Source organism: Wolbachia endosymbiont of Oryzaephilus surinamensis, from assembly GCF_025617515.1.
GTDB lineage: Bacteria > Pseudomonadota > Alphaproteobacteria > Rickettsiales > Anaplasmataceae > Wolbachia.
This window is the reverse complement of sequence record NZ_CP092526.1, coordinates 380080-393687: the sequence shown is the minus strand read 5'-3', so window position 1 is coordinate 393687 and position 13608 is coordinate 380080. Positions and strand designations below refer to the sequence as shown.

The following is a 13608-nucleotide window of genomic DNA, read 5'->3' as shown; positions in this document are numbered from 1 at the left end:
TTATGGAGGAAATATGCTATTTTGATCTATGTGAAAATTATTGTTGACTTGTACGCAATTAGAGAACCTTAGTCGCACTTTGCCAACGTCGTGATGACATTACGCAAATGAGAGTTCAAGAGAAATGTAGATTAGCAGCACCTGAAAACGACTATATAAAAGAAAGTTGCCAAAAGGCTGTTGACTTTTTTAACAATCAGATAAATGAACTCAACGATTCTATACAAAAAATTATTGATGGAAATCCAGAGTTACAAAAGCGCCAAAAAATCATAAGAACAGTACCAGGAATAGGTATAAAATTATCTCAAGACTTTGTGTGTCTGATGCCAGAGCTTGGCCATTTAAACAAAAAAGAAGTTGCAAGTCTCGCTGGAGTTGCACCGCATCCAAAAGAAAGTGGAAAAACTATTGGCTACAGAAGAATAACGGGTGGTAGAAGTAATGTCCGTAGAAAGCTTTTTACGGCTGCAATGGCTGCTGCAAAGTCCAAATCTGCACTTGGTGCCTTTTATTCTAAGCTTGTTGAAAGTGGCAAGAAGAAGATGGTAGCTATAACAGCTCTAATGCGTAAAATTATAGTTATTGCCAATGCCAGGCTTAAAGAAGCAATTAATTTGCATATTTAAAATTTACACAGCAGTAACTGAAATGGGTTAATGAATATTGTGAATAAGTTCTCTAATTGCATAAAAGTCAACAATAATTTTTTGTATCATGAAAAATATTTTTTGATGTAAAATTCAGCTCTAATACAACCTTTTATTTATTATTGTATTATCTTATTCAATCAAAAGAGGTTTTATTGGCAATAAAAACATCAACACTAATTTCCAATTAATCTCTTTTAAACTATGTAGCCAATGAATATGTGGATAAATACGTCCACACAAACTTAAAGTATTTATCCACATATTCATTAAGCTTATAAAAACTAAGGTATCATTCTTTTCCTCTATAGTCTTAATGATTTTACATAAGTTAAAAGTAGCATGCTTCCATTGTTCTCTCCGCGGTCTAATATGGCTAATTCATATTGTAGCCAAGCCGCACTATACTTGTTAGGCGGAAGTGGACGGCAACATGTACGCCACGAAGTCTATGCTTCAACTTATCCTCTTGCTTATCCCTTCCATCGGCATTGCTATCTTTACTTTCAGTAAAATTATTGTTTTATACTTCTTTAGTGTTTATTGATAGCAAAACTCTTTTCTATCGATTAGCATCTTATGCATAATCACGGCTAATTTTCTTGCTACTGCAACAATTGCTTTTTTCATGCCCTTTTTCTTTTTAAGCTTCAATCCCCAGCTTCTTAATTTAAATGTCCTTTTACATTTTACCAGTAAGACCTGCGCGGCTTCATATAACATATTCCTACAGTCCACTGGTCCCATTTTTGATATACTTCCGTGTCGATCAATCTCACCAGAAGCGTACTGTCTTGGACTTAATCCCATATAGGCTCCAACTGTATAAGATGTTTCAAACCTATGCAGATCATCTATTGCAGCTTTATATGTCATTGCTACTATAATACCAACTCCTGGAACAGTAGTTAATAATTTACAATCCTCATCTTTTTTGCTTTGTTCTGAGAGCATTTTATCAAGTTTTCTTATTGATTCTTCTATTATTTCTAAACTATGTACTAATGATTCAATTGAGGTTTGGCTAATTTCATCTAGATTATTAACCATTTCTTGCACTTTTAAAGCAAAGTTTGCAGAACTAAGACGTTGATTAACTTTTATCCCGTATATTTTCAGTAATCCCCTTATTGTTCCCGCAATTTGCTCTCTGCAACGTATTAATTGTCTTCTGCTTCCAAGTATTATTTTAACCTGACAAGCTTCGTCTGATTTTACTAATACCTCCTTAAATAGCCCAACTCTCATCATTTGTGCTATGCCTCTTGCATCATTTTTATCATTCTTATTGATTCTCGCAGATAATGCTGCTGCCATATGCCTTGCATCTACACAAGTTACTGGTAATCCAAGATTCCTCAACTCTTTGCACATCGATATTGATAATTGCCCGCTTTCTATTCCTATGGACTCGTATTTTTTGTTTTGACCAAGCAGAAACTCAGCTATTGCACTGCTTTCACTTGCAACAACCCCTTCTTTAACAATTTTTCCTTTCTCATCAATGATACTAATAAAAGTTTCTTTGAGTGAGACATCTAACCCGCTATAATGTTTCATGAGACTACTCCTACTGTAAAAGTTTAAATTATTCTTGAAGAACTAATTCATTGAATTTGTTACTTCGTGCTAAAATAATGGAGTATGTCTCTCCATCATTCAATAGCAATTACAGTATGTACGGGCTTAAATGTGCTGTGAGTCTTAAGCAAGAGCAGGCAGTGGAATTCTTCTGGAATAAAATAAAATCATTACCTGAAAGTGAGATGAGCGAACAGAAAAAGGATGAAATCTTGATGAAGACAGCAGTATATGTAGCAGGGAACCGTTGTAATAGTTATCCTGAAATATTCGAGTTTTATTTTAGTCAAATAAGTCCTGATAAATATCCAGAACTTCTAAAAAGAGACTTAGCTGAAAATGGTTATTATGGTAGTCTAAACACGCTACAGGGTGCACTTCGCTTTGATCAATTTCAAGCATTGTTTGACTATTTGAAACCAAGTAATGTTTCAGAAGATAAATATCTTGTCTGGCTACACTATATAAAAACAGAAAACAGCTCATATTATGCTGGTGAAGGTGCAAAGCTTTTCATGCATATGTGGAGAAAGGAGGGATTTGATAGCCATCGTACTTATGTGCTGAAGGAAGAAGTTTGTAATAGATCTTGCTTTCTTGTTACAAGTTTATTAGTACCTTGGGTAAATCAAAATTACATGGAACCGGTATGGGCAATATTAGATAAGGCTAATTCTGATCAAATTAAAGAATTTATGGATTCTAGGCAAGCGGAGTATATACGATCTGTGTTAGAGCAAAGAGATATTGATTCATTAAATAAATTTTTATCATACGGTAAGTCTACAGCTGAAGGGTTTACTAGCTTGACTGAGGTTAAATTAAGCAAAGCATGTGAGCAATTAGGGTTGGGCAATTAAGGTATTATAAGGCAATTCTATAAAACAGGTGATGGTTTCTTGTTACTACTTTAGCTTCTGTCAAAAAGGCGTTGCATTATAATATAAATGTTATATATCCAAGTTAGTATGCAGGTAAAAATAGCTTATATTGTTGATATCTCTGATAATAAATAGTGGATTTGGTATAATGTAATGAAGGGGGCTTTATGTTTAAGACACAATATCTAACAGATCACCTAAAAAAAGAAGGCGTTAATTCAAAGATTACCGAATTATCGGATCAAATACAATATATAGAGCAAGCTAAAGAATTTTATCAACTTAAGCGTTATCGTAGATCTGATGTTGATTCCGAAAGTGGAAGTCAGGTTAAGAGAATCGATGTTCCAGGAGACGGTAGTTGCTTATTTTGGTCTGTTACTATGGCTTACTTAATACCCGTCAGAAACGACGATGCTTTATTTCGACAAAGGTATGAAGTACTATTTGGAAATGATGGAACTGTAACCCAAAATTTAGATCATATTAGAGGTTTGGTTCGGAATTTAGGTGCTGCGAATTATGATGATACATTTGCAAATTTAGTAAGAAACGTATTTCGTAATCGAGTAGTTGATCACATAAGTTCTTATAGAAATGAGTTCAGAGATTTTGTTGAAGGTGATTTTGAGCGTTACTTGGAAAACATGAGGAACCCTGATACTTGGGGAGGTGAACCTGAAATAAGAGCAATGAGTGGAATGCTTAGCGCAACGATTAGTGTTTCTGGTGAGGTTGAAACTCAATATGGTAATGGAAATACTCAAATACAGTTATTTCATGTTGGTGCACCAGGTAAACGAAACCATTATAATTTTGGTCTTGAAAGGAATATTATTGATAATGATAAAGAGCTTGCAAAAGGCTTAAAAAGAGTCATGGGTAAAGTAAGACCACAAGACTTTGAGTTAATACAGTTATTGATAGAGGAAGCAAGTAAAGAAGTTGGTATAAGCCAGCAAGATGAGGATTTTAAATCTTTTGAACCGAGATTTCAGTCATTTGTGGATCAGATTCCATCTTATTTACACTCTGTAGAAAAAGCAGGATTTTTTACACACTTCTTCCTAGGGAGCTTTTCTACTTTGCCAGATATAAAAATTGCAGAAAAGTTAAATATTAAAAAGATTTATTTTAGTTTTGATACTTCAAAAACTTTAAAAGTAGCTATTGTTAAAAATGGTCAAATTGGAAATGCTGAAGATGCTATTAATAATATAGATTTATTTTCCATTTCAGAAGGTAAGCGTGGCCATCAGTTTACTGTTAATGAGTTGGAGAACATATTAAGAAAGAATATAGATAGGAGTAAGATTAGAGATCGGGATGTTGAGAATGAGATCCTAAATATTAAGAATGAAATTCAAGATAGAATAAAATCTAGATTAGTACAGATCTATAAAGGAAAGGGTGATATTTTTGTTAATATGGAAGCTAAAGAGATACTTGATTCTGCTACTAGCAAGGAATTTTATGAAATAGAAAAAGGAATATGGAATAATCCGGAAGGTGATATAGCGAAGCTATCTGATTCTGATGCGCAAACAGTTAGCAGGTCTTTAAAAAAAGTTCTTGAAAAAATTAATAACGTTCATTCTGAGTATGTAGGATCAGTAGTCTATGATAATAGTGCACGTGAAGCAGCACATCATGGATTTATGGTAGGCGTTTTCATGAATTTCCACTATAGGTATAATCTTAGAGTTTACCCAGAGCAATTTGCAGGAAGGGGTTATGCAGATATTATCTTGCTGGCTCGTGGTCCTGATCGTGCATTGGATTCTATTCCCATTATTATTGAATTAAAAGCGGGAGCAGGTTCTAATGCTACTCCAGATAAGGCTTTGCAGCAAGCAGAAAGGTATGCACAAGGTTTCCAACCAAATGTTCAGCGAGTTTTAACTACTGCAGATAACATTTTATATGTTGGTGTCAACCTTGATAATCCGTCTCCTATCTCTGATATTAAAGTATCAAATCGTGGAGAAGAAATAATTCCTCTTTTTCAAGATATGTTAAAATCCTCTGATGATTGGGATACGCAAGAGATTGGTAAAAGAGAATTAAAAGAACAGATAAAAGATAATATGGAACGTATTTATCATACGTTTCCTGGTACATCAGAGAAGGGAGATAATCATTATTTTAGTAGGTTTTTACTAGGGCAATCATTATTATTAAGTGAAGATTCAGGAACAAGTTTAAAAAAGTATATTTTTATCTATGGAGACAATATACCTACTGAAGTGCATCCTAATCTTCGTAGGCTTGGACGTCCGGCAGCTCAAAGAGCCAGAGAAAGACTGTCAGCTAACCTTGATGCAAGCCATGCAGTTGTAACAATGGTGCTCATCCCAGAAAATACAGAGAAGTTGGTTTATGTGATGAATATTGTTGAAGCTAACAGAAAAGATGTTTTGAACGGGCTGAATGAAGTTCTTCCTCTTGATAGATTAAATAGAGAAATAGGGAATAGGGAAATAATCGAATTAAGTCTTAATTTTGATACTAGATACAAGTCAGATTTTAAAAGATATCTTACTATTTGGGCTGAAAAATACAATTCTTTACAAGAGTACAACAACGGAGATAATAGATTTCAAGGTACTTTTAAAGAAGTTACTTATCCTAATGAGTTAAAAGAAACATTTGATAAAGCACTAGATATCCAATCCTTATCAATAAGAGGATATAGTAGATTATTAGAAAAAATTGGAGAAGGAATCTTTCCTTTTAAGAGTCTCGTTAATAAAGAAGCTCATTTCCAGGGAATATTGAATGGAGTGTTTAGTTATTATAGTGACTTAAAATTACAGGAATCACCAGAAACTAGAGCATTAGTTTTAACTGAGTTTCAAACTGGTAGAGGGGAACGTATTGACATGCTAGTTCATGGTATTAAGTTTGTGGCTCAAGGTGGAAATGCTGAGGAGTACACTCCAATAGGGTTAGAACTTAAGGCATCAAGGCAGGGTAAAGGGGCTCAAGCTTTATTGAGGGAAGCAAATGATCAAATAAATGAAGAGTACAAAGAAGGTGTTACCTATAAAACACTTACAGATGGTGATGAGGTAAAATTTATCGGTGTTGTTTTCGATAAAGGATCTAATAATCCGAATAAACTTATTTTAACAAGTAGGACAACCAAGGAAGGATTTATTCCTGTTGAAGTAGTTCATAGTTCAGTTCATATGCTGCCTACTGGTGAAGCAACACAATCTTTGAATAAGTTAAATCTTAATGGCTGTGCAAAGCAAAGCAATAGAAAGAAGAGAAGTATTAAATGTTTATTTTCAAAGGATGATGTGGAAAAGTTTAGTAAAGGAAGGGTAGATAAAAATAATGTAGGTAAGGTTATAATTGATAGTGAAAAGTTCCTAACTTATGTTAAAAGCAGTCAAGATGAAGGGAAAAATGCTCAGCTAATAGAGTTTATTGGAAACAAAAATATTGAGGGTGACTATAAATATTTAGTTGATAAGGTGATTGGAGACCAAGGGTATGAGCGCTATATTCAGAATGAGCGTATCAAGGATTTATATGGTGACGTTTTACAGCAAAACAGTGATTTAACAAAAAACCCGAAATTAAAAAGCAGATTAATGAATGCTGCAGGTGGAATACAATTAATAAGAGGAATTCATGGTGCTATTGTATCTTGCAAGGATGGAACAGCAACGGATTGTGGATTAAATCTAGGTGGAATAGGATGGTCTTTTGCGTCTCAACCAATTGAGAATGTAATGGTTAAAATTGCTCCAAAAGTTGTAACATCAGCTGAAAAAGTTGTAGGAAGGATTATACCGGGTACTTTAGGTAAGCAGACAAAATTTGTTGTTCAAGTTGCAGGAGTAAAATTTGGAAGTAAAATAGCGAAAGGCACGGCAGGAGCTATAGCTGGTATATTTGATATTATTGATATAGGCATATCAGCAAATAACCTTGTAGACTGTAAAAATAGAGAAGATAGTAATAATCCATGTGGAGAAAAGGAGATAAGAGATAATATAGCTTCTATAGCCTTTTCTGGTGTGTCATTTGTTTCTGGTGTTGCTCTTACAGCAGCTAGTCTGCCTGGAGTTGGTATTGGAGTTGGATTTGGACTCATGGTAACTCATGGAGTTTATAGTGGTATTAGCAATATTATAGAGTATGAAAAGAAGTATGATACAACTCATGGTGAGAATTTCGATATCTTTTTGCATACGCTTTTACTTTCATCTATGCCATATGATCTGGAACACCTTGCAGCCAGAAATAATATGGTTAATAGTCAAGCTAAAAGAGCCTGGAAAGCTTTAAGTGATAGCCCTAATGATGTAGTTGCCTATGGAGTTGGTTTTGGGGTGGATAGCGACACGCCATCTCTTCATGCAGGGTATGGAAAGATTCTAATGAATAGAACAGATGCTGATACAACAAACCTTTCACGTGTTATACCTGACCCAATTCAAAATGCTACGATGATTTGCTTACCACAAGTCACTAGCGAAATTTATGAAAAAGGTATTAAAAAATCAGTTCCAACAGCTGTGCATCACTGTGAAAATACAATGGTTATTGCTGATAGAAGAAGAATGCAAAATGGTACAATAATTCTTTATAATTTAGAAAGCATAGATGAAGGTACCATTGTTGGAAGTAATACATTAAATAACTACTTCTTGATTTTTAGAGGAAACACAGGAATAACTGGTGGTAATAATACTGTTAACAAATTTATTCTTGTGAAACCTGGAGGTTTTTCGGGTAAAATTATTGGTGGAAGTAATGCTACTAATATACTTGACCTAAGTCAATCAACAGAATACGACTTTGTACAAGCAAAAATTGACTATCGTTTTAGACCTAACGCTCCCGGTCTTTTAAGGTTAACAACAAATCTTCATCGATTGATCAATGATTATGTTGATAGCAATGTCGATGCTTTCAGGTATAGCTATATTGGAAGGCAAAATAAGACAGATAATGTTTTATGTACATATAATTCTAGGCGCCTTACTAGAAACGATAATCGTGACGTCTTTATAAATAGTGGTGGAGGTTTGAGCAAAAATGAGAAGGATACAGTTGATAATTGTAAAAAAGTAGCTATTGCGCCATACACTAAAGTTACAGGTGCAGAAAATGATTATACCTTTTATATAAAAACCACAGATTACGAGGCTAAAGATTTATATTCAGAAATTGATGTAAAAGGAACGGGAACTGTAATCTTTCCGGAAACTAATCTGCTAGATGATTGTGATGAAATATCTTATTTCTCGACTAATAATACTTTATCTTTAAAAATAGGGCTGGGTCAAGGTAATCAATATACCCTTGATATTAAAAATTATATTAAGCAAGGCAGTAATCAACCTAATTTTATGCTGATAGATAAAAATGGTAGTAATATTATTCCTAAAATTGAGAAACTAGAATCATCCATTACAAAAATTAACTCGTTCGAGTTACATACAGAACATTCTCTTGATAGCTTTGATGCTGCAGAAAATCATTACAAGGAAATACTCATTAATAATAAGGACTATAAAGTCTTTGGTGTTGTTAGAGCAAAACTACAAAGCAATAGCGCATTCCAACATATGGTATTTGGTTCTTCAGGAGAAGATATAATAAATTTTGACCAAAGGAGTATGTTTGCTAGAGGTGGAAATGGAAGTGATATGTATGTTATTGATAGCAACACAGAGAAAAGAGAGATTATTATTGATAATAACTCAGGTGATAAAAAATTAGATATGTTGGTTATGCCAGAAGTTCCTGAGGAGTTTTCAATTCAACAGTGTAACTTGCATTTAAACTATAGTAATACTCATGTTCAAGTAAGAAATTATCTTAAGGGTAACAGCTATAGGCACCTTATGGTTATGAACAGTAAAGGAGAAACCTTTATTCCTTATGTACAATCAATGTCATGTGCTGGCTCTTCCGTAGAAAGTGGCAAATTATCTCCCTTTTTCCATGCCACACAGACTCAGAATATGTTTTTGTTGCCTAAGGATTTTGAAGGTGATCATTTAGTGATTGATTCTAATCTTGAAGATATCGAGAAATATAAAGATGAAGATGATCTCTTATTAACAAGAGAAGGTGAGATTCCTTTTATTATTAGAGTAGAAGATTTTTATAATGACCAAAGTAAATGGAGAGATGTTAATTTTCTTCTGTGGAACAATGGTAATTTTTTTCCATATTTAGGTTTACAGCAAGAGGTTGATGGAATAATGGACTATCAAGATAAACTTAAGAATGATTATGAAAAAATTATAAAAGAATATGTTATAGATTTCACTAAGTCTATCAGTATCACACATAATCAAGATGGCACTTTAACTTCGGTGGGGCAAGATGAAGAACGCATAGGAGTAGTGATATTAAAAGATATTACTCCAGATCAGATTAGGGTTTCCAGTAGTAATACAGATTTGGTGTTTTCCGACGAAGTATCTAACCATGTAATCAATGTAAAAAATTGGAATAATTCTGAGTCTTATAGGATTTCTACATTGGAATTCGATTTAGGGTTAGAACCAATAATAATCCGGAGATTAGACAGGTTTAGTTTGTCTGATATAGCAGAAATACAAGGTCTGATTAATAAAGCTTCAGAGATTTGCCAAAAGAAGGCTGGGTGCGAAGCTAACATTGAAGCTAAAAATAACGATGGCCAAACACTTTTTCATGTTGCTGCTCAAGAAGGCAAATTGCGTTCTATTAGGTTTCTTATAGGTAAAATTGAAAGTATGAATTTTGAAGATAATTTGTATTCAGAACCTGATGAACTAGTAAAAGCAGTTCGCCAAAGAGAAAGATTAAAGTCTCTCATAAATGAAAAAGATAAGTTCGGTTATACACCGCTACAATATGCTGCTAAAAATGGCAAGTGGGATATAGTTAATCTTTTCCTTGATAAAACTGCTGAAAGAAATCAAGATGACGTTGCAGATAAAGATAAATTCTCAACAAGCTGGACTACCGTGCACTATGCCGTTTACAATGGTAATATGAGTCTATTTAATGATATATTTCAATTTCTTTCAGATAAAGAAACTATGATTAATACTAAAGACAGTAGTGATTGGACACCTCTACACTATGCTGTATATTACAATGCTTTAGATGTGGTAAAATTTCTTGTGAACAAAGGAGCTGATATCAGTGTTAAAGATAAGGATAGTAAAACACCTTTAGACTTAGCTGCTCAAGAGAATGACACAAATGTAGCAGAGTTTCTAAAGCAAACGGAATTAGATAAAAAATTGTTAGCTGCAGTGCAAGATGCAGGTCTTAATGAAGTTAAAGATCTTATTAATCAGAAGGCTAATATTAATGCTAAAGACATGTACGGTTGGACGCTTTTACACTTTGCTGCTTCTCGTGATAAACTTAGTGTAGTTGAGTTTCTCTTCAATAACAATGCTAATATTAATGCTAAAGATGTGTATGGTAATACACCATTACATGTAGCTGCCCAGTACAGTAGTAGTCTTGAAATAGTTAAGTTTCTTTTAGACAAGGATATTAGCGGTATTAATAATATAACCAATAATGGTTGGACACCATTGCATGTAGCTATACAAGGAAACAAATTAAATACAGTCGAACTCCTTCTTGGCAGAGGTGCTGATATTGAAGTTAGAGATATTTATAACCAAACATCTTTAGATTTGGCTACTCGAAAAGGTTACCTAGATATAGCAGGAATTTTGAAGCAAGTACAATTAGATAGAAAATTGTTGACTATTGTGGAAAGCGGTGGTTTTAATGAAGCTAAAGGTCTTATTGCTCAGGGTGCTAACATTGATACCAATGACAAGAACGGTAATACACTACTGTATTCAGCTGCTGAAATCGGTGATTTAAACCTAGTTAAACTCCTTCTTGATAACGGTGCTAATATTGAAGCTAAAAACGGAGAATATCAAGCAACTCCATTGCATGGAGCGGTTGAAAACTACAGGATAGATGTAGTCAAATTACTTCTTAATCGTGGTGCAAATGTTAACGCTGAAGACAAAGACAATTGGACACCTTTACATTATGGTGCTGATACCAACAGTTCTGATATAGTAAAAGTTCTTGTCGATGCTCATGCTAATCTTGGTGCTAAAGGTAATTACGGTAAAACACCGCTAGATATTGCGAAAGACAAGGGGCACAATAATATTGTGGAATACTTAGAAAAAAAGCTCAGGGGAGGAAGAGGAGAACGCAAACGCCGTCATCACCATGGAGATCACAATTCTCATAACTTATCACGCAAACCCCTTGCTATAGACCAACCTCAGATAGCAACAAGCAGTGGCGCAAAACCATCTTCATGGATAAATGATTTATTTAGTCGGGTGAAAAGCTCTGTAGGTAGATTATTGAGTTCTAAATCTGAGGGGACTGCAAGTTCATTATCACAAGTTGATGGGCAATTTGCCAAAGCGTCGATAAGTAATAGTAGTTTCACAGGTACCACACTACCATCTGATGGTACAGATAAAAGACAAGAAAATGGAGGTTTCTTTCGAGACAACGTCGATTATGTAAATGCAAATCTAAAACGAATGTGTGAAAGGCAAGCACCTGTTAAATTTAAGCCTAAGGATAGAAATACAATATTAGAAATGGGAGATCACTATCTATCACAGGTTGACTTTAATGGTACAATAACTTTATTTGACTTATTGATTAGAAGGGTTACAGGTCAAAAGTATATTTCTACAATAGATCAGTCTATATCTCCACTAGAGGCACAGGAATATACACTCAATATTACAAAGGGATTTGAGAAAGTAGTAGAGCAAGCTGGATTAAAAAGTGGTGTGTCAATGCATCGATTAAATATTGATTTTGTGGAAATACAGAAAGAAGTTACAGGAAAAATCATGAGTGGTAAATTTGATGAGATTTCGGGGATTTTCAACTCATATGTAGAGAAAGCATGTTCTGGTAAAGAAGCTGGTAAATTAAGTCCGAAGAAATTTGAAAAGTTTATAGCTCAATTTAATAAGGGTCTGCTAAATCAATCAATAGAGCAGATATTACACAACAGAGATGGTAGATTAGAAGTTGATGGTACAAAAAAACAGCAGATAAGTTTAGAGCCTCAAAGTTATTTAAGTAATGCTTCAGTTCACAGCCATTCAGAAGTATCAACTTGTCTTTCTGAGATAGGAGTAACCAAGCTTGGAGGTAATATCAATAGGTAGGTTATAATATAAGAGGTGCAGCTATAAAATGCCAAGTAGTGAAAATTTTAAAGTGAAGGTAGCAAAATTAGCCAAAATAATTAGGGAAACCAGTAGCAAGTTTGATGGTCCTAATACTAAAATGGATGAAGTAGACATTAAATACTAAGTGGTTAATGTGTTTTCCATATTGAACTTACAGCACGTAGCTTTGATATAGAAGTTTGAGTAACGTTATGATAGTAATTTATATAATTCTATGTGCAATCCTTATAGCTATTTTAGACAGTTCATTAGATTCTTAATTAGGGAATATATCTAACTTAAAGAAGATTTTCATAAATGTTGAAGTGAATAAGTTGTAGTATTTATGTTTTTTCCCTGAGTTGTAAAATTTCAGAATGAGAGAGACCGGTAATTTGAGCTATAACATCTATAGGGACATCGGCCTTGAGTGAATTTTTTGCAACTTCAATTTTACCTTCAATTTTACCTTTTTCATGGCCGATTTGGATGCCTTCTTTCCTGCCTTTCTCTTCTCCAATTTGGATTCCTTCATGTTTAGCATCATCGAGTTTTTGAGCAAGGATAGCGTTTTCTTTCTGCACGCTCAATATTCTTTCTTCATATGCGATCAAATCCTTTTCATTCCAGCGAAACCTGTCTAATTCATCATATGCTAGCTTTATTATCGGAGCTTCTGCTGCTATCTTTTTTAGATCTTCTTCAGTTGTATCTTCTGCGTATTTAAAAAAGAAACACCATCTCTCTGTAGTATTCTCTAATTGCTCTACCTTATTTTTTGTAAATTTAGGCAACTCAATAAAGACAAATTGTAAATCTTTCAAGTAATGCCCATTGGTTTTGATATCGCGTATATTATGAGTAGAAATATAGTCAACTTCTTCAGGCAGAAGGTTACAATTGGAAATAGCAATAAAGAAGACTTTCTGAAGATGAATGTAATTACCAGATTTATCTAATTGCCGAGAGTAAGCTTTAGCAGCATAAAGTTGAGCACGTTTCTCAAAGCCTTTATCACGAGCGAGTTGCATTTCGATAACAAATCTATTACCAATAGAGTCTTTGCAAAGAACATCAACAATGCTTTGTTTGTCAGAGGCAATTTCAGGATCCATAATGGTACTAAGGAATTCAATTTCCATTATTTGATCAGAAGTAGAAAAACCTAAGATATCGTTGAGGAAGTGAATTAAGATATTTTTATTCTTTTCAGAGCCAAAGATCTTTTTAAAGCTCAAGTCATTTTTGGGATCAAGAAATTTCGAAAGAGCCATGACGAATTAACCT

4 protein-coding genes and 1 pseudogene are annotated in these 13608 nt (G+C 34.0%); 3 read left to right on the top strand and 2 right to left on the bottom strand.

Annotated elements, in window-relative coordinates:
- Nucleotides 1-65 precede the first annotated feature (65 nt).
- Nucleotides 66-629, top strand: a pseudogene (locus MJ631_RS01670) (transposase); the annotation flags it as partial.
- A 561-nt stretch (nt 630-1190) separates the two neighbouring features.
- On the opposite strand, the gene MJ631_RS01665 reads toward MJ631_RS01670, so the two are convergent.
- Nucleotides 1191-2210: an IS110 family RNA-guided transposase gene (locus MJ631_RS01665; protein ID WP_214303242.1), complete on the bottom strand. Its 1020-nt coding sequence runs from the start codon at nt 2208-2210 to the stop codon at nt 1191-1193.
- A 56-nt stretch (nt 2211-2266) separates the two neighbouring features.
- Here MJ631_RS01665 and MJ631_RS01660 point away from each other — a divergent pair, with 56 nt between their 5' ends.
- Together MJ631_RS01660 and MJ631_RS01655 are read left to right on the top strand one after the other, a co-directional pair.
- Nucleotides 2267-3091: a hypothetical protein gene (locus tag MJ631_RS01660; protein WP_262986567.1), complete on the top strand. Its 825-nt coding sequence runs from the start codon at nt 2267-2269 to the stop codon at nt 3089-3091.
- Nucleotides 3092-3279: 188 nt separating this feature from the next.
- Nucleotides 3280-12318: an ankyrin repeat domain-containing protein gene (locus MJ631_RS01655; RefSeq protein WP_262986566.1), complete on the top strand. Its 9039-nt coding sequence runs from the start codon at nt 3280-3282 to the stop codon at nt 12316-12318.
- Nucleotides 12319-12665: 347 nt separating this feature from the next.
- On the opposite strand, the gene MJ631_RS01650 is transcribed toward MJ631_RS01655, so the two are convergent.
- The gene (locus MJ631_RS01650) at nt 12666-13595 is read right to left on the bottom strand and encodes an Rpn family recombination-promoting nuclease/putative transposase (protein WP_262986565.1); all 930 of its coding nucleotides are present in this window, start codon (nt 13593-13595) and stop codon (nt 12666-12668) included.
- Nucleotides 13596-13608: the final 13 nt, after the last annotated feature.

Coding starts and splice junctions, on each gene's coding strand:
- MJ631_RS01665 (WP_214303242.1), bottom strand. CDS start 2,210: ATGAAACATTATAGCGGGTTAGATGTCTCACTCAAAGAAACTTTTATT.
- MJ631_RS01655 (WP_262986566.1), top strand. CDS start 3,280: ATGTTTAAGACACAATATCTAACAGATCACCTAAAAAAAGAAGGCGTT.
- MJ631_RS01650 (WP_262986565.1), bottom strand. CDS start 13,595: ATGGCTCTTTCGAAATTTCTTGATCCCAAAAATGACTTGAGCTTTAAA.